Origin of the sequence: Shinella sp. HZN7, from assembly GCF_001652565.1 — a bacterium.
Classification (GTDB): Bacteria; Pseudomonadota; Alphaproteobacteria; order Rhizobiales; family Rhizobiaceae; genus Shinella; species Shinella granuli.
Map to the genome: position 1 here is coordinate 68,052 of NZ_CP015747.1, position 18,592 is coordinate 86,643.

Below are 18,592 nucleotides of genomic sequence, written 5' to 3' on the forward strand. Positions count from 1 at the left end.
GCAAGTGGACACTTATTGACGCACTTGCGGCACCCAGTCCCAAGGGAGCAGTTCATCGACCTTGTTGGCCGGGTGATCGGCGATGCGGTCGATGATGTCGGCCAGGTAGGCCTGCGGATCGATGCCATTCATGCGGCATGTTTCGATCATGGTATAGATGACGGTCGCGCGCTCGCCCCCCCAGCATCCAAGCCGGCGAACAACGGCGACTATGGCGATAACGGCGATCAAAAGTATCTGGGCAAATTTACGCAACACGACCTCTCTGCGAGCGAATCCGGTGATGGTTCGCAGGCTTACCGCCTTGCCGTGCGGGGTAATACCGCACGGCAAGGCGTAAGGTCTCAGTTCTTCACGGTATCTTCCAGGAAGAAGCGCCCGAGAGGGTTCTGGTAGAAGTTCTGGACGTTCTTGCGCGTGACGTTGATGAAGGGGCTATAGTACAGATCGATCCAGTGGACGTCGCTCTTGGCCGTCTTCTGGATTTCCATGTACATCGCCTCGCGCTTGGCCGGATCCATCTCGATGCGCGCATCGGCCACGAGTTCCTTCACCTTCTCGTTCTGATAGCGCGTCATGTAGTTCATGTTGGAATCGTGGCCGAGCACGAAGGTCGTCTTCTGGTCCGGGTCGATGACGTCATAGGTCCAGTACATGACCGAGAGGTCGTAATCGCCGGCGATCAGCATGTCCCAGCTCTGGCTCGGATCGACCTTCTGCAGGTTCGCGGTCACGCCGGCCTTCGCAAGCTGCTGCTGCAGCAGAACGGCGATCTGCTCGTCCACCTCGTTGCCGGCATTGACGACATAGTTCAGCGTCAGGTCGGCAGCGCCGGCATCCGCCAGCATCTGCTTTGCCTTTTCCGGATCATAGGGGCGCTGAAGCGCATTGTCGTCGTGATAGAGGGCGCCCTTGGGGATGTAGGAATTGGCGACCTCGCCCAGGCCGAACGTCACGGTGTCGACGATCGCCTGCTTGTCGATCGCCATGTCGAGCGCCTCGCGCACCTCTTTCTTGGCGAGCGGGCCGTGCTCGTGGTTGATCAAAAGATGGTCTTCGCGGGTCGAGGTGTCCTGCGTGACGACCAGCTCCGGATCCTTCTTCAATTCGGCCACGCGGGAAAAGGGCACGAAGAGGGCGGCGTCTAGCTGCCCCGCCTGCACGTTCAGCATGCGGGTATTGTCGTCGGGTACCGAAATCCATTCGACGCCATCCAGGCTGACGCGGGAAGCCTCCCAGAAATTGGGGTTCTTCTCCAGGATGACGCGGTCGCCGCGACGCCATTCCTTCAGCGTGAAGGCGCCTGAGGCGATTGGGGTTTCGGCATAGGCGTCGGCACCCATGGATTCGAGCCCTGCCTTGGACAGGATCGAGGCGCCCGGCATGGCAAGCGAGGCGAGGAACGGCGCCGAAAGGGTTTTCAGCTTCACCACCAGGGTGCGCGCGTCTTCGCCCTGCGTCGCCGTATCGATCACTTGGTAGGAATCGCTCCACAGCGAGCCCTCGTCGTCGCGGATGCGCAGGAGGCTGTAGGCGGCATCGTCCGCGGTGATGGGCGAGCCATCGGAGAACTTGGCGTCGCGCAGCTTGAAGGTATAGGTCAGCCCGTCCTCGGAAACGGTCCAGCTTTCCGCCAGGCCCGGCTCCAGCTCCTTGCCGGACTTGTCGACGCGGATCAGCACGTCATAGACGTTGGAGAACACCCAGAAATCGATGTTCTGCGCCGTCTTGATCGGGTCGAAGGTCGTCGAATCCTCGCGCCGGCCGATGGTCAGCACTCCCGCCGCCTCGGCAATGCCCGCGCCGAACGACAGGCCGGCCATCACGGCCGCCACGCTCATTTTCATCCATTTGTTCTTCATCGTCTGTTCCCTTCTGATTGGTCTGGATGTCACTTTCGCCTATGCAACCTCCCGTGCCGCCTGCGGCAGAAGCGGCTTGTCCGGGTCGATATCGGGAATGGCGCGGATCAGCGCCTGCGTATAGGGCTGCGCGGGATGCTCGAACACCTGCGCCGAGGCTCCCTGCTCGACGATATGCCCGCGATGCATGACGACGACCCGGTCGCAGAGGCTGCGCACGATGGCAAGGTCGTGGGCGATGAACAGCAAGGTCAGATTCATCTTGCGCTTCAGCACGCGGAACAGATCGAGGATCTGCGCCTGGATGGTGACGTCGAGGGCCGCCGTGCTCTCATCGGCGATGATCAGGCGCGGGTTCACCGCAAGCGCCCGGGCGATCCCGGCCCGCTGGCACTGGCCGCCGCTCATGCTGCGCGGTCGCCGCGCGGCGAATTCGCGGCCGAGATCGACGAGATCGAGCAATTCGCCGACCCGCGCCGGAATATCGGCAGCCGGCGTGCGGCCCTGAACCTTCAGCACCTCGGTCAGCATATCGCCGATGGAAAGACGAGGGTTCAAGGCATTGTACGGATCCTGGAAGACCATCGCCGTCTCGCGGCGTAGCCGACCCAGAAACGCGACGCGATCCTCGCGCAGGCTCGTTCCGTCGAAGACGACATTGCCCGAAGCGATCGGCGTCAGCCCCAGGATCGCCCGCGCCAGGGTGCTCTTGCCGCTGCCCGATTCACCGACGATGCCGACCGTCTCGCCCGGCAGGATCCGGAGCGAAACCCCCGCGACCGCATGGACCGCGCCGGACCGTCCGCCGAACAGGCTGCCCGTGCCGGGAAAGCGGACATTGACATCGTCCACCTCCAGGAGAGGCTTGTCCGCCGGCGTCCCGATAGCCTTGGGGGCCGCCGCCCCTTGCCCCGCCGAAGGAGACGGCATCGATGGATGGCTGCCGATGAGCGCCTTCGTATAGGGATGGACGGGCGCGCGCAGCAGGTCGCGCTTCCTGCCCTGCTCGACGAGCCGGCCTTCGCGCATGACCGCGATGCGGTCGCAGGTCTGTGCCACGATGCCGAGATCATGGGTGATCAGGATGATCGACAGGTCGCGCTCACGGCGTATGTCCATCAGCAATTGCAGGATCTGCGCCTGGATGGTGACGTCGAGTGCGGTCGTCGGCTCGTCGGCGATCAGGATCTCCGGATTGCACGACAGCGCGACGCCGATCATCGCGCGCTGGCGCATGCCGCCGGAAAATTCGTGCGGATAGGCGTCGAACTGCCGCTCCGGCTCGAGAAAGCCGATCTGGTGCAGGATCGCGACCGCCGCCTTGCGCGCGGCACGGGCATCCAGCCCCTGATGAAACCGGATCCCTTCGGTCAGCTGGTCGCCGATCGTCATCACCGGATCCAGATGGCTGGTCGGATTCTGGAAGATCATCCCGATCCTCCCGCCGCGAACGTCCAGCATCTGCGCCTCGCTCGCCCTGGCCAGATCCTCATCTCCTAGCAGGATGCGGCCGTCCGTGATCCGCATGTTCCGGGACGGCAGGAGGCGGACCAGCGTGCGGCAGAACAGGCTCTTTCCCGAACCGCTTTCGCCGACCAGCCCGAGCACCTCGCCCTTGCCGAGCTCGAGCGAAACCTTGTCGAGCAGCACGCGCGGCCCGGCGCCCGGCAAGTTCAAGGTGACCGTGAGGTCCCTGACGCTGAGAACGGGGGCGCTCATTCCTTCACCCCCAGAGCATCGCCGAGCGCATCGCCGAACATGCTGAAGCCGAAGGCGAGCATGACGATGGACAGGCCCGGGAAAAGCGTGATCCACCAGGCCGTCGTGATGAAGGGCTGGCCTTCGGCGACCATGATACCCCATTCCGCGATCGGCGGCTGGACGCCAAGCCCCAGATAGCTGATGGCCGCCCCGTTGAGCAGGACGAGCACGGCGTCCGACATCGAGAACACCACCGAGCCCGCGATCGCGTTCGGCAGGAGATGCCGGAACATGATGCGCGTGCGGCTGAACCCGAGGCTCACGGCTGCGACGGCATAGTCGCTGCTCTTCAGGACGAGCACCTGCGCGCGGATCAGCCGCGCATAGGAGACCCACCCCACCAGCGCCATCGCGATATAGAAGCTGCCGAGGCCCGGCCCGAGAATGGCGATGATCGACAGGACCAGCACGAGGAAGGGAAACGCCAGGATGATATCGATCAGCCGCATGAAGAGCGTATCAACGATCCCGCCGAAAAACCCCGCCACAGTGCCAACCAGCGTGCCGATGACGAAGGGAAAGATGACACCCAGGATCGCGATCTGGAGATCGATCCGCACGCCCCAGATGACCCGCGAGAGAACATCGCGGCCGAAATTGTCCGTTCCGAACGGATGGGCCCAGGACGGAGCCTGCAAGCGGACCTCGGCATTCTGCAGGATCGGATCATAGGGCGAAATATAGGGCGCGAGCAGCGCAATCAGCACGAAGGCGACCAGGATCGCCGCGCCGAACATCAAGGCCGGCTGGCGGCCGAGCCGTCCCTGCCAGCCCATCCATTTTCCGCCGATGGTCCGCGCGCTCATAGCTTCACCCGCGGATCGGCGGCGACGGTCACGATGTCGGCGATGAGATTGATGAGCACGGTGGCGCAGGCAAGCACCATCGCCACGCCCTGCACCACCATGTAGTCGCGCGAGAAGATCGCCCGCACCAGGAGCTGGCCGATGCCGGGAATGGCGAACACGCTTTCGATGACCACCGTCCCGCCGATCAGCCAGCCGATATTGACGGCGAGCAGGTTGATGGTCGGCACCATCGAATTGGGAACGACATGGCGCCAGAAGACCACGCGCTCAGGCATGCCGCGCGCCCGCGCCGCGGTCGCGACGTCCGAGCGCAGGCCTTCCACCATCGCCGCCCGCAGGCTGCGCGTCAGCACGGTCGAAAGCGACAGCGCGATCGTCAGGCTGGGCAGGACCAGGTGGGCAACCTTCGCGCCCAAGGTCTCGCCATAGCCGGAAACCGGCAGGAGGCCCAGATTGACGCTGAATAGGATGATCAGCATCAGCCCCAGCCAGAAGGGCGGGAACCCGATGCCGGCGGTCGAGATGACGCGCACCGCGTGATCGGCAAACCGGCCGTGGTTGCGGGCGGCAAGCGCTGCCATCGGCACGGCGATCAGCACCGAAAGCACCACGCTTGCCAGCACCAGCACGAGCGTCGGCTCGATCCGGGTCAAGATGAGCTTCAGCACGTCGATCTTGTAGAGGATCGATTTGCCCATCTCACCGTTGAGCAGGTTTTTCACGAAGTAGAAATATTGCAGCCACATCGGCTCATCGAGGCCGTATTGGCGCCGGATGTTGGCGATGGCCGTGGGTGTCGCCCGCGCGCCGAGCAGAACCCGGGCGGGATCACCGGGAATGAGCCGCACCAGCACGAAGGTAACGACGCTGATGCCGAACAGCACCGGAAGGAATTGAATGGGGCGATAGAGGACGAACTTGTACCGGTGCATGCTCAACCTCGCCTAAGGCGCGTCATGCGCTTGCCCGGTGGCGCGACAGGAAATCGACCAGCACGCGGTAATAGTCTTCGGGATTCTCGTAGAACGGCATATGGCTGGAATTGCGCATGATGCTCACTTCCGCTTCGGGCATAGCCGTTTTCATGCGCAAAGCGCAGGCGGGTGTCAACTCGTCGTGCTCGCCATTGATGATGAGCACCGGCGCCTTGATCATCGGCAGATCCGGCACCCGATTCCAGTCCTTGAGATTGCCGGTATAGAGGAACTCGTTCGGCCCCTGCATGGTGACATACGGCCCCATGTTCCAGTCGTCGAGCGAGCGGCGCACGGGCGCCGGCCATTCCGGCAGGCGGCAGACATGGCGATAGTTGAGCAGGGTGATGGCCGCCATGTATTCGGGGTGATCCAGCGTGCCCGCGGCCTCATGCTTCTGCATCATGGCGACCGTTTCGGAGCCGAGCGCGGCCCGGAGCCGCTCAAGCTCCAAGACGAGATGCGGTATGTCCGCGACCGTGTCGGCGAGGATGAGCGAGGCAAGGTTTTCAGGGTGCGTCAGCGCATAGTCGATGGCAAGCCACCCGCCCCAGGAATGGCCCAGCATATGCACCCTTCCGAGGCCGAGCTCACGCCGCACGGTTTCGGTTTCGGCGACATAGCGGCCGATTGTCCAGAGCGAGGCGTCGTCCGGACGGTCCGAGGCGCCCGTTCCCAGCTGGTCGAAGGCGACGACCCGGTATCCATGGTCGATCAGGCAGGAATGGGCTTCCCGCAGATAGTCGCACGGCAGGCCCGGCCCGCCATTGAGGCACAGGACCGTATCCGCGCCCGTGCCGAAACTATAGGCCCTGACCCGATGCCCGTTAATGTCGATATCGATCTGTTCATCCGGGTTGATCTCACGCCACATGCCGTCCTCCTGCCACGGCGGCATACGCGCTTTCCGTGCGCCGCCCCAGGCAAGTTTATTCGTCAGCCATGCTTCCACCAGCTATAAGAAATGATAGGTTCGATGGTGCTTCCCTCGGAATGAAGGAGACTGGCAACAGCCATGCTCGACCGGATTGAGATCATCAGGCACCAGTTCGCCCGGCACCAGACCCTCGAGGGCCGCATCGACCATGCCTTCGAGGCCATGAAGGCGCTCGGCTTCGGCGCGATGATCTATGACTATACGCCGGTTCCCATGGGTCCCAATGGCCATATCGCCATCCCGTCCCTGATGAAACTGCGCAACATCGCCAGCGGCATGCAGGAATACTGGTGCGACCGCGGCTATTTCCTCATCGATCCGGTGCAATTGCTCGCCGCACGCACATCGGTGCCCTTCTTCTGGAACTACGAGCCGGGGGCCGATACGCGCATTCGTCGCTTCGTGACCTCAAAGACCGAACCGGTGGCGCGCTATCTGCTCGACAATGACATGCCGGCCGGCGTAACCGTGCCCATCCATATGCCGCATGGCGGCTATGCCACGGTGACCGGCACGCTGGCGCAGGGCGCTACCGCCGCCGATGCATTGCACAACATTGCCGACTTCGGTCTCCTCGCCCAGGTCTTCCACGAGGCCGCGTACCCGGCCTATGCCGATACCGTGCCGGGCCCTGCATCGATCCGTCTCACGGCGCGGGAACAGCAATGCCTGCTCTACTGTGCCGACGGCTATTCGGCCAAGGAGATTTCGCGCCTCATCGGCCGCTCCGTGCCGACGGTCGTCCTCCATCTCAGCACGGCGACAAGGAAGCTGGGCGCGCGCAACCGCGTCCAGGCGGCCGCGATGGCGGTGCGCTACGGCCTGCTCGGCCCGACCGAAGCGCCCCCTCCCCATGCGGGCACAGCCGCAAGAAATTGACTTCTGCCGCAGGGTATCGTCACTTCCGCTCCGGTTACGTAACAGAGTGGGGGCTCCCGTGGCGAGCAAGGTCGATCTTTCATCCCTGAAACGGGCGCTCGAGGCCCTGCCTGGAAAATTCAGGGGCCCGGGTGGCGTCGCGGGCGTCGTGGAGAACGGCGAGGTGCTGGCGCGACAGGCCTGGGGATATGCCGACCTTTCGAGCGGCCAGGCCATGACGACGACCACCCGGCTGCCGATCTGCTCGATCAGCAAGCAGTTCACCTGCGGCGTCCTTCTCGACCTTGTGGGAGACCCTTCCCGCCTCGACGGACGCGTGGCGGATTTCCTGCCCCGGCTCGAAGGCCGCAAGCCGAGCATCGTCGACTTCTGCAACATGCAGTCGGGCCTGCGCGATTACTGGGCGCTGACCGTGGTGCAGGGCGCCCATCCCGAAGGTGTCTTCGGCCGGGAAGACGCCGGGCGGCTTCTCGCAAGGATGCGCAGCACCCATTTCGAGCCGGGCAGCAGCTATTCCTATTCGAACGCCAATTTCCGCATCCTGTCCGACCTGCTCGAGGATTTCGCGGACCGGCCGCTTGCGGAGCTTTATGCCGAGCGGCTGTTCGGACCCGCCGGCATGGAAACCGCCCTCCTGACCGCCGACACCAGTCAGCCCGTGGATGGCGTCGTCGGCTATGAAGGCAATGACGCCGTCGGCTTCTTCCCCGCCACCAACCGCATCTACTGGACAGGCGATGCCGGCATCTCGGCATCGCTGGAAGACATGCTCGCCTGGGAACGCCATATCGATGCGACCCGTGACGACGCGGAAGGGCTCTATCGACGCCTGTCCAAGCCCCAGTCGTTCAGCGACGGCACGGCCGCGCGATACGGCTATGGCCTTGTGCACGAAAAGGTGGATGCGGTTGCCGTGACCGGGCACGGCGGCGCGCTGCGCGGCTTCCGCCTCCAGCGCATGCACGCGGCATCGGAGCGCCTGTCGGTGGTCGTCCTCTTCAATCACGAAGCCGATGCGCATGAAGCGGCCCGCATGCTGCTGCGCGCAGCCCTCGGCCAGGACGACGAGCCCGCCGCCGCCAACCATGCCGATCCCGCCTGGAACGGCGACTACCTGGACAGAACGAACGGCCTTCTGCTTCGCGTGAAGGCGGACGGCGCGATGCTTGATGCGCACTACGCCACCGCATCCGAGCGGCTGCGCCTGACGTCGGAGAACACCGCCGAGGCGTCCTCGATGACCCTGGCGCGGGACGGCGACGCCATTCGGCTGAGCCGCCCCGGCGAAAACCTCAGCGCCAATGCGGTCCGCATCACCGGCAATGCCACCGAAGAACTGGAAGGACGGTATTTTTCCCGCGAACTGGACGCCTGGCTGGAAATCGACAAGACCGGCCCCGCAGTGTCCGGCCGCTTCGAAGGCGTGCTGGGCCGTGGCCCGATGCACACGATCTACCCGGTCGGTCAGGACGTCTTCACCCTCTCCTGCCAGCGATCGATGGATGCCCCCGCCCCCGGAGACTGGACCATCCAGCTTCAAAGGGACGCGGCCAAAAACATTCGTGGCCTCATCCTCGGCTGCTGGCTGGCGAGGAACATCACCTACGAGAAAGTGGGCTGAACAGTACATTTCTCTGATATGACAATGGCGCAGCATCCCCCTTTCAGGGCTGGTTCAGCCATCCCACCTGGTCTAACTGACGTTATCGAAGTCATCGTGACCAAGCGCGCCGAAACCCATCGAAACCTAGCCAAGAACGACGTTCACGGGACCGCTCTTGTCATCGAAGAAGCGTCAGCGGCCGCCTCCAGCAGCCGATTGATTTCAATCCTAGCCGTTGCTTCCTTGCGTAGTGACAATGTCCATCCCGGCAAGAATTCGGCAGTGAATCCATAATCCACACTCGTCAAAGCACAACTTTTAATCGATGTGGCAAACTGAAAATTTAGCCATCATTGCGCCTTTGGAACAAACCCCACAGCAAATCCGAACAATCGGCCAATTTTCACTAAAGTTTCGAGCGTTGGGTTCGCGCTCCCGGCTTCGATCTCAGCAACTTGGCGCCTGGTGAGCGATAGGATCTTGGCGAATTCATTCTGCGTCAAACCAAGCCCCCTACGGATTTCAACAACCGCTTCAGGCAGCCTCAAGTCGCCGGTTTGAGCACGCTCCGCCAGCATTCGCCGGTTTTCTAGAACCTCTTCTTTCGTGGGTTTCTTCCATCGAGCCATTTAGCTGTCCTTCGGCATCAGTGGCATGACGCCAGGACGCTGTCTGTTATCGCCATGCAGCGTCCCATCGCACGCTCAAGAATGTCCGGAGACGCCCCCAAATCTCTCGCCATGGCTGGAGCCTGGCGCAGCTGTTCGGCAAACTCGGAAAGCGTAGCCGTGAGCGCCTTCTGCTCTGCAGGGTCAGGCGCCAATTCAGCGTAAATCTGCTTCCAATCGGGAAGATAATCGCGACCCCCGTCACGCATTATCGCCCATCGGGTGGAGCGAACGATTCCTTCTTTTGCGAGCCGCATTGGTGCGAAATCAAAGAGCGGAGACAGCCGGATCGTGCCGTCCTGGTGCTTGCTGAGCGCGGAATTACGGCCATGATTGTCGGGATTGCCGAGCGCCAGGTTGGCGATGTCGCGCTTCAGATATTCGACGGTGTCGGCGAAGGGATCGGCCGAATATTGGCGCAGAATGTCGATATAGACCTCATGCGTGCTGACATGACCGAAATCGGCAACGCCGATCGCGGACACGAGGCTTTCCTGGCCCAGCCGGACGGTTCCGCCGCCCTCTCTCTTCTTCCGATCGAAACGGGGAATGACCAGGACACCTTCGGCATAGGTCGAAGGTTCGCTGACATTCAGACCGATCTCTTGAGCGATCCTCGAATAGAGGGCTTCGCCTTCGAGTATGAGGCGGTCCACCGGCTCACTGCTGCGTACCAGCTTGACGATAACGTGGCGCACGGCCTCATAATCGGTCACGAAGCTGTCAGGATAATAGAGCCCGTCATTCGCCTGGGTCATCGAGACCTTCGGCCATTCGCCTTGCAGGCCGCTTGAGCCGGAGGCGAGCATTCCAAAGCGATCGGCGACTTCCATGAAGCGATCCGACCGCTCAAGTATTTCCGCTTCTGTAACCCCGTGGCGCTCGACACCTCGCAGCCGATCCGCTTCGGCGTCGGCCGCTTCCGTGATCCGGATATTGCCAATGCCCCCCGTCGCCGATCGCAGAAGCAGTGGGAGATCAGAAGCACGCGAGCCTTCAGCAAGGCCGAGGTGTTCGGCAAGCTTTCGCCTTGCATGTCCCTGGGGCATGAGATCCAAGAGGAACGGCGGCCAGCTGCAGCTATATCGATTTTCGAGATCAACAGGAAAACGGACGGACAAGGCTCTATGGTCGCGGACCGTCTTTCCGGCCGCAAACTCCGCCGATGCCACAGTGACGAAATAGTCGAGATCGTAATCGATGATGGATGCGCCCTGGAAACCGGCCGCATCGTCCTTGAGTTCCAGCGTCGCTGCGTGGTGCCACTCACCATCAAAATGGGTTTGGAGCGTTAGGCGCATCATTTAACCCTTAAAATGGATCAATTAACACCTACTACCACAATTTTCAATCCATTAAAATGGGACAATTAACTCAACATGGTGCCTAGTTCGAGCATGCACTTAGCTCACGCATGGGCTTGGCCGGTTTCCGAAGTCGACTATCCACGATGCCTCACACATTATGTTTGGACGAAGATTGGGCTTTGTTTTCCGGCTCCCCCGTTTCGAACAAGTCGAACTGCTGCTTCAGCGGCCTTGGCACGCCGCGACAGAATCCTCTTGAGGGCGACGAGAACGGGCGCGGCGAAGAGGAAGAGCAGCGCGACGGCGTTGAAGGCCGTGTCGAAGGCGATGACGGCCGACTGGCCCGACACCGCCCGGGCCATCAGCGCCACCGCGGCCCGGCCGGCGGCGGCCGCCTCCATTCCCTTCGCCTCGAGCACGGCGGTCACGGTCGCTAGGCGCTCGATCACCGCCGGCGCACCCCGCGCTACTTCGGAGACCAGCACCACGGCATTGCCGACGATATCGCGGTCGATCATCGTCTGGAGCGCGGCGACGCCCATCAGGCCGCCAAGCTGGCGACCGGCGTTGAATAGGCCAATGCCGGCGGCAAGGTTGCAGGCGCCAAGCCCGCCGAACGCGATCAGCGTGATCGACAGGAACAGGAAGCCGAGGCCGAGGCCGCGCAAGAGCACCGCCGGCATCATGTCCGCGGCGCCGCTTTCGCCGCTCGAGCCGGACAGCATCCACATGGCCGCCATGATCATCAGGATGCCGAGGGGCACGGTCGCGAAGGAGGCCACGCCTCGGGCCTGCATGAGGTAGGCGACGGCGAACAGCGCGGCGGCGAACAGAGCGCCACTCGGCAGGAGAAGAAGTCCGGCATCGATGGGCGTGAAGGCGAGCGCCGACACGGCGAAGGCCGGGATGAGGAAGGCACTGCCAAACAGGGCCGCCCCGGCGACGAAGCTGACAATGAAGGCGAAGGAGAAATCGCTCGACCGGAACAGCGCGAAATCGAGCAGGCCGCCCTTCCGCTCCGCCACCTGATGGCCGAGAAAGGCGAGCAGGGCGGCAAGGCCGATCGTCGTCAGCCACAGGATGCGCGGTGCCTCGAACCAGTCCCACCGGCTGCCCTGGCTGAGGACATAGGCGAGGCAGAAGAACGCGATCGAAACCAGCGGAAAGCCGACCCAGTCGAACCGGCGCATCGCGCCGCGGGCGGGCGCCGGGCAATCGCCTATGAGGAGAAGGCCGCAGGCCGAAAGCGCCAGCGGGATGACGCTATAGAAGATCCATGCCCAGGACTGGCTGTCGAGCAGCCATCCCTGGAGCGCCGGCGCGATCGTCGTGGGGGCGACGACGGCCCCCAGCGCGAACAGGGCCTGCAGCACCGGTTGTCGGGAGCGGGGAAAGGCGAGGAAGACGATGGCCTGCCCGGCGACGAGCAGGACGCCGCCCGAAAGCCCCTGCACCACCCGCAGCGCCACCAGGAGGTCGAGCCGGGTCGTCAGGGCGGCCACAGCGCAGGCAAGGCCCATAGCGAAGGTCGAGCCGACGAGCACGCCGCGCGCATCGATCCGGCTCGTCATCCAGGGCGCGAGCAGGAACCCCGCGAGCTTGGCGCCGGTATAGCCGACATCCAGCAGGGCGAACTCGTCCGGCGTCGCATGGATATCGCCGATGATGTCGCTGCGGCCGAGCGACAGAACCGTGCCGGCTATCGCCTCGGCGAGGGCGGCGAGCACGATGCCCGCTAGGATGAGGAAACCGAGGGTGGCCGCCGGGCGGGCGGGCGGTGCGAGGCTGTCGAGCGTCGTCATGACCCGCTCTCCGCGTCGATCTCCACCCGCGCCGACAGGCCAGGCACTAGGCGGCCGGGCAAGGGATTGCCGGCCAGTCGGATCTTCACCGGAACGCGCTGGACGACGCGCACAAAATTGCCCGTCGCGTTGTCGGCCGGCAGCAGGCTGAAGGACGAACCGCTGCCCGGCGCGAAACTGTCCACGACGCCCTCGAACGCTGTGTCCGGATAGCTGTCGACGGTGATTCGGACGGCCTGGCCGAGCTTGATGCGCGCAAGCTGCGTCTCCTTAAAATTCGCGACGATCCAGACGCCGTCGAGCGGGACGATATCCAAGAGCGGCGTGCCCGGCGCGACGAGCCGGCCGACGCGCGCCTGGCGGTTGCCGACGACGCCGCGGACGGGGGCGCGCACCAGCGTTCCGGCGAGATCGATCTCGGCGAGGTCGCAGGCGGCCTCGGCCTGCGCCAGGGCGGCGGCCGCCGCGTCGCGCTGGGCGGCGAGCACCGCGATGCGCTGCACCTGCGCCTCCAGCATGGCGGACGCGGCGGATACGCCCGCCTCGGCCCGGGAGCGCGCCGCCTCGCTCTCGTCGAGCTTCGCCTGGCTGACGGCGTTGCTACGGCTGAGGGTGCGGTGACGGTCGACGGCCTTGCCGGCTAGGATCACCTCCGCCTCGGCGGCCCGCTTCTGGGCCTCGGCTTGGCGGATGAGCGCGTGCTGCAGGTCCACCTCGGCATCGACATTGGCAAGGCGCGCCTTTGCCGCCTCGACATTGGCTAGCGCCTGCGCCAGCCGGGCGCGATAGTCCCGATCATCGATGCGGAACAGGATATCGCCGGCCTCGACGGCCTGGTTGTCCTGCACGTCCACCGCCGTGATGTAGCCCCCGATCTTCGGGGCGAGAGAGGTGACGTCGCCGCGGACATAGGCGTTGTCGGTCGCCGCCCCCTCGCCGAAATGCGCCCGGGCCCAGCCCGCGCCCACGACGACGACCGCACCGAGGCACAGCGCCAGACCGATCATCTTTCTCCTGTTCACATGTGACATGATGGCCTCCGGGGCGCGTTGCCTGCCGATGCCACCCCCCAAGGCCGGCATCGCCAGAGAGATTGGATCTTGGTGGAAGGGTCGCCCTAGGAGGCGGCCAGCCGGGCGCGCTCGCGCGCGAGCCAAGCATCGAAGCCGACCGTGCCGAGGCGTGCGCCGTCCCCTGGCGTGAGCGAGCGATCGGAAAGCAGGCCGCCGAAATAGCGGGCGCGGATGTCGGCCACCACCGTCCGCGGGTCCCCGGTCTCCTGCAGGAAGCGCCGGACGAGCTCGTCGAGCGGCAGGGCCTCGGGGCCGGCGATCTCGATGGTGCCGTTGACGGGCGGGGCCAGCGCCACGTCAGCAAGGGCCGCGGCGACGTCGTCGGAAGCCATCGGCTGGATCAGCGCCGGCGACAGGCGGATCTCGTTTCCGATGGTCGCCGACCGGGCGATGCCGTCGACGAACTCGAAGAACTGCGTAGCGCGCACGATCGTATAGGCGATGTCCGACGCCTTGATAAGGTTCTCCTGCGCGACCTTCGCTCGGAAATAGCCGTTGTGCGGCAACCTTTCGCTGCCGACGATCGACAGGGCGACATGGTGGCGCACGCCCGCGGCCGATTCGGCGGCCAGGAGATTGCGGCCGGAGGTCTCGAAGAAGTTGAGGACCGCCTGGTCCTCCCAGACGGGGGCGTTGGCGACGTCGATGACGACCTCGGCCTCATCCAGCGCCGCCGACAGGCCCTCGCCGGTGATGGTGTTGACGCCGGTGGTCGGCGAGGCCGCGAGCACCGCATGGCCGCGCCGTTTCAGGTTGGTCACGAGCTTCGTGCCGATGAGGCCGGTGCTTCCTATCACGACGATCTTCATGGCTTCTCTCCACTTTCCCGACCGCAACCATTGCCGTCGACGCGAAGCCAGAGTGCCGCGCCACCGCCGGGAAGTCCTTGGCACCACCTTGAATTACCCTTGCCTAAAGCTTGGCTTTCCGTCCAAGCCTGTTGCGGGTATCAAGGCGCGGAAGGTTTTGCGGGCGGCCAGGTGATGGGGCGCGCGCCCGGCTGGAGGACGGCGACGTGCGGTTCATCTTTGGAGACTATGTGCTCGATCCCGGGCGCCGGGAACTGACCGCCCGCGGACAGGCTGTGGCGATCGGCCCGAAGGTCTTCGATCTCCTGCACCATCTCGTTGCGAACCGCGACCGGGTGACCGGTAAGGACGAATTGCTGCAGGCGGTGTGGGCCGGCCGGATTGTCTCGGAATCGACGATCACCAGCCATATCAACGCCGTCCGCAAGGCGATCGGCGACAATGGCGAGGCGCAGCGCCTAGTGCGCACCGTGGCGCGCAAAGGGTTCCGCTTCGTCGGCGAGGTCAGCCTCGACGAGGCGGAAGGAGCGTCCGAGGCACCGAGCGGCAAGGCGCTCGCCCTTCCCGACAGGCCCTCCATCACCGTCCTACCCTTCCAGAACCTCAGCGGTGACCCGGAGCAGCAATATTTCACGGACGGGGTGGTGGAGGACATCATCCTCGCCCTGTCGCGTGTGCGCTGGCTGTTCGTCATCGCCCGCAATTCCAGCTTCACCTACAGGGACCGCGCGGTGACGGTGCAGGATGTGGGCAGGGAACTCGGCGTGCGCTATGTGCTGGAGGGCAGCGTGCGTCGGGCGGCGGACAAGGTGCGCATCACCGGGCAGCTCATCGACGCGATCACCGGCACGCATCTGTGGGCGGAGCGTTTCGAGGGCACGTTTGGCGACCTCTTCTTGCTGCAGGACCGGGTCGCCGAAAGCGTCGTGGGGGCCATCGCGCCGCAGCTGGAGCGGGCCGAGATGGAGCGCGCCAAGCGAAAGCCGACCGAAAGCCTCGACGCCTACGACTATTATCTGCGCGGCATGGCCAACTTGCATAAGGGAACGCTTGGCGCCATCGATGCGGCCCTACCGCTGTTCTACAGGGCGATCGAACTCGACCCGGACTTCGCCGCGGCCCACGGCGGGGCGGCTTGGTGCTACTTCTGGCGCAAGCTTAACGGTTGGATGGACGAGCCGCAACGGGAGATCGCCGAGGGGACGCGCCTCGCGCGGCTCGCCGTGGAGCGCGGCCGGCACGATGCTGTGGCGCTGACGCGGGGAGGCCATGCGCTCGGGCACCTTGCCGGCGACCTCGACGGCGGCATCGCCCTCATCGAGCGGGCGCGGCTGCTCAACCCCAACTTCGCCCTCGCCTGGTTCCTGGGCGGCGTCCTGCGGATCTTCCGCGGCGAACTCGTCAGTGGCACCGAAGACATCGCCCACGCCCTCCGCCTGAGTCCGCTGGATCCGGAAATGTTCCGGATGCAGGCTGGAATGGCACTCGCGAGCTTCTTCGCCGGCCGCTACGATCGCGCCCTCGCGTGGACCGATAAGGCCCTCGTCGACCTGCCCAGCCTACTCGTCGCGGTCGCCCTGCAGGCGGGGAGCCATGCGCTCGCCGGCCATGCGCAGGAGGCCGCAAAGGCGATGGAACGCCTGCGGGCGCTCGATCCGACGCTGACTCTCTCTAACCTCAGGGACTGGATGCCCCTTCACCGGCCAGAGGATTTCAAGCGGTTTTCCGACGCCCTACGCCTCGCCGGACTACCGGAGCGATAGAGCACTTCTGGATCAGGCGGCGACGAGGGCGCTCTTGACCGCGGCAGGGCCGCGGCGCACGAACGGGTCGCAATGGACATCGAAGTACTGCGCGCCCGAGCCGCGGTAATGGGGAATATCGTCGAGCGTGGTGAGCGCTCCGACCGGCGGCCTGGATTTTCTCCACCGCTTGGGCGACATTGTCCATAACAAGGGCCGGGCCGCGGACGCGGCACATTTCAGGGCTTGGCGCGCGCGCCAGCAGCCGGCCAGGCGGGCGAGGGTCGGACGAGATCGTCCAGCGATTTCAATGCGATGCCGGCGGCAAGCTCGTCCGGCGCGCGGCTGCGGGAGGGTCCATCCGCAAGGCAGCCGAGAGCACCGGCGAAGTGCCGAGCGAATCCATGACCACACACCTTATGGAACTGTGCGGTTTACTCCCCTCATTCAGGCCTTAACCGCACGGTACATCGCATCTCCATAACAACGGATAAGATTGCCTTATCGGTCGTTTTTCACTAGCAGGACAGCCTTCTGCAGGCGTCAAATCGATGAGAATCTACGTTCATTGAGCGGACCGAGCTCGCAGATCCCGAGCGGCCGCTTGGATGGCATCTCTCGTCAAGCAAAGCATCGAAATCAGCGTCAAACGCGCCTACCATCTACGTGCTTGATCCAGGCGATGCGCTCATCGTCAGGCAGCGTGGCGTAGCGGCGGTACCACTCGTCCAGATGTTCGTATTGTCCCCTCCCCTCTATCGGCAAGATTGGCCCGACGACCGATGAATTTTAACCTTGCAAATCAGGATTACAATTCCATAATTACAGGAATGATCCACCGCCGCAAAGCCAAGCAGGTCGAGGAACTGATCGACACCAGCCCCGCCGTAGCCCTCCTGGGACCGCGTCAGGTTGGCAAAACTACGCTCGCGATGGATATCGCCGAGCTCCGGCCATCGATCTATCTCGACCTCGAATCCGATGCCGACCGTGCCAAGCTCGCCGAACCGGAACTGTATCTCAGCCGCTTCGAAGATAAGCTCGTCATTCTCGATGAGGTTCATCGCCTGCCAAACCTTTTCCAGAACCTACGCGGACTAATCGATCGCGGGCGACGCAAGGGGCTGCGCGCCGGACGCTTCCTGCTGCTCGGATCGGCATCGATCGACCTCCTGAAACAGTCAGGCGAAAGCCTTGCAGGCCGGATTGCCTATACTGAACTGGGACCTATCGACGCGCTGGAGGCACCGGCCGCCGATCTCGACAAATTATGGATCCGCGGCGGCTTCCCGGATAGCTTTCTCGCTGAGAACGATCGCACAAGCCAACGGTGGCGGGCCGACTTCATCCGCACTTATCTGGAGCGCGATATCCCGATGATGGGACCGCGCATTGCGGCAGAGACGCTGCGCCGCTTCTGGACGATGCTGGCACACCATCAATCGGGACTTCTCAACGCGGCCGATTTCGCCCGATCACTTGGCGTCGACAGCAAGACGGTTGCCTCCTATCTCGATCTCTTAGTGGATCTCCTGCTCGTACGGCGTCTCGAACCCTGGCATAGCAATGCCGGCAAGCGGCTCGTGAAATCACCACGGATTTACGTTCGCGATTCCGGCCTGGTCCATACGCTCCTCGGCCTCGAAACGCTCGACGACGTGCTCGGTCACCCGGTCAGCGGCGCCAGTTGGGAAGGCTTCGCGATTGAGACGGTGCATTCCGTTCTACCGGAAGGCAGCCACGCGAATTTTTACCGAAGCTCGGCCGGCGCCGAAATCGACCTGGTCATCACCCTGCCCGGCGGGCCGAAGTGGGCCATCGAGGTGAAAAGAAGCCTGAGCCCGAAGATCGAACGCGGCTTCCATCACGCTTGCGAGGACCTCAAGCCGGAACGGCGGATCGTCGTTTATCCGGGCGCTGATGCCTTTCCCCTTACCGGCAGGATTGAGGTGCTGCCGCTGCGCCAGCTCGGCAAGGAACTTCTGGAGCGAGCTCGATGAAACGCCCTGGCACCGAATAGCGCGTCCCGACGGACGAACAGACGAGTGAAGCGCAATGAGGCGGCATTATCGTTCACTTCATAAAATGACACTCGAGGATATCCGGGAAAATCTGCCTCCGATCAGCGGAGTTCGGCATGAGGTTTCGGGCTCCGTCCATAACGGCCGCTCTCGGCAGCCTGTGCCAAGCCCGCCCTCGACTTTCCCTTCGGCGTGCTTTATGGGCCGACGCATCAAGAGAATGAAGATGGTTGTTGTCATGTGTTTTCAGCCTTTGCGGGAAACACCTGTGGCACCCTGTCCGAATAAGCCTTACGCCATTTCTAGCTGGTAAACGCTCCTCGTTCACCAAATGCCCAGACACCG

At 63.9% G+C, this 18,592-nt stretch carries 15 protein-coding genes and 1 pseudogene; 4 read left to right on the plus strand and 12 right to left on the minus strand.

What is annotated here, in order from left to right:
• Positions 1-12 precede the first annotated feature (12 nt).
• From shn_RS34335 to shn_RS34360, 6 genes and pseudogenes are all read right to left on the minus strand, one after another.
• Positions 13-203 (minus strand): annotated as a pseudogene (locus shn_RS34335) (transposase domain-containing protein); the annotation flags it as partial.
• Positions 204-344: 141 nt separating this feature from the next.
• On the minus strand, positions 345-1,862 hold the full coding sequence (locus tag shn_RS34340; RefSeq protein ID WP_064334896.1) for an ABC transporter substrate-binding protein: 1,518 nt from the start codon (positions 1,860-1,862) through the stop codon (positions 345-347).
• Positions 1,863-1,901: 39 nt separating this feature from the next.
• Positions 1,902-3,581 (minus strand): ABC transporter ATP-binding protein, encoded by a 1,680-nt coding sequence (locus shn_RS34345; RefSeq protein WP_064334897.1) that lies wholly within the window; start codon positions 3,579-3,581, stop codon positions 1,902-1,904.
• Positions 3,578-4,429 (minus strand): ABC transporter permease, encoded by an 852-nt coding sequence (locus shn_RS34350; protein WP_064334898.1) that lies wholly within the window; start codon positions 4,427-4,429, stop codon positions 3,578-3,580. Before shn_RS34350 ends, shn_RS34345 begins: the two co-directional genes overlap by 4 nt.
• Positions 4,426-5,364, minus strand: coding sequence for an ABC transporter permease (locus tag shn_RS34355; RefSeq protein WP_064334899.1), 939 nt, complete (start codon positions 5,362-5,364; stop codon positions 4,426-4,428). The genes shn_RS34350 and shn_RS34355 overlap by 4 nt, the downstream gene beginning before the upstream one ends.
• 22 nt (positions 5,365-5,386) lie before the next feature.
• Positions 5,387-6,280 (minus strand): proline iminopeptidase-family hydrolase, encoded by an 894-nt coding sequence (locus shn_RS34360; protein ID WP_064334919.1) that lies wholly within the window; start codon positions 6,278-6,280, stop codon positions 5,387-5,389.
• 141 nt (positions 6,281-6,421) lie between these two features.
• On the opposite strand from shn_RS34360, the gene shn_RS34365 reads away from it, so the two are divergent.
• On the plus strand, positions 6,422-7,222 hold the full coding sequence (locus shn_RS34365; RefSeq protein ID WP_064334900.1) for a LuxR family transcriptional regulator: 801 nt from the start codon (positions 6,422-6,424) through the stop codon (positions 7,220-7,222).
• Positions 7,223-7,280: 58 nt separating this feature from the next.
• A complete protein-coding gene (locus shn_RS34370) occupies positions 7,281-8,843 on the plus strand; it encodes a D-aminopeptidase (RefSeq protein ID WP_064334901.1) in 1,563 nt (520 codons plus the stop codon).
• Between the two features lie 332 nt (positions 8,844-9,175).
• On the opposite strand, the gene shn_RS34375 is transcribed toward shn_RS34370, so the two are convergent.
• The 5 genes from shn_RS34375 to shn_RS34395 all read right to left on the minus strand — a co-directional run bounded on the left by shn_RS34375 (position 9,176) and on the right by shn_RS34395 (position 14,484).
• Positions 9,176-9,454, minus strand: coding sequence for a helix-turn-helix transcriptional regulator (locus tag shn_RS34375; protein WP_064334902.1), 279 nt, complete (start codon positions 9,452-9,454; stop codon positions 9,176-9,178).
• Between the two features lie 17 nt (positions 9,455-9,471).
• On the minus strand, positions 9,472-10,794 hold the full coding sequence (locus tag shn_RS34380) for a type II toxin-antitoxin system HipA family toxin (protein WP_064334920.1): 1,323 nt from the start codon (positions 10,792-10,794) through the stop codon (positions 9,472-9,474).
• A gap of 161 nt (positions 10,795-10,955) precedes the next feature.
• Entirely contained in the window at positions 10,956-12,602 is a 1,647-nt protein-coding gene (locus shn_RS34385) for an MFS transporter (RefSeq protein ID WP_064334903.1), read from the minus strand.
• Entirely contained in the window at positions 12,599-13,633 is a 1,035-nt protein-coding gene (locus shn_RS34390; protein WP_084438762.1) for an HlyD family secretion protein, read from the minus strand. Before shn_RS34390 ends, shn_RS34385 begins: the two co-directional genes overlap by 4 nt.
• A gap of 86 nt (positions 13,634-13,719) precedes the next feature.
• A complete protein-coding gene (locus tag shn_RS34395) occupies positions 13,720-14,484 on the minus strand; it encodes an SDR family oxidoreductase (RefSeq protein WP_064334905.1) in 765 nt (254 codons plus the stop codon).
• A 206-nt stretch (positions 14,485-14,690) separates the two neighbouring features.
• On the opposite strand from shn_RS34395, the gene shn_RS34400 reads away from it, so the two are divergent.
• Positions 14,691-16,247 (plus strand): winged helix-turn-helix domain-containing tetratricopeptide repeat protein, encoded by a 1,557-nt coding sequence (locus tag shn_RS34400; protein WP_064334906.1) that lies wholly within the window; start codon positions 14,691-14,693, stop codon positions 16,245-16,247.
• A gap of 12 nt (positions 16,248-16,259) precedes the next feature.
• Here shn_RS34400 and shn_RS36740 read toward each other — a convergent pair whose 3' ends face one another.
• Entirely contained in the window at positions 16,260-16,427 is a 168-nt protein-coding gene (locus shn_RS36740) for a hypothetical protein (RefSeq protein ID WP_168169026.1), read from the minus strand.
• A gap of 629 nt (positions 16,428-17,056) precedes the next feature.
• Here shn_RS36740 and shn_RS34405 point away from each other — a divergent pair.
• Positions 17,057-18,226 carry an ATP-binding protein gene (locus tag shn_RS34405; protein ID WP_064334907.1) on the plus strand — a complete coding sequence of 390 codons (1,170 nt, stop codon included), beginning with the start codon at positions 17,057-17,059 and terminating at the stop codon, positions 18,224-18,226.
• The last annotated feature ends 366 nt before the right edge of the window (positions 18,227-18,592 follow it).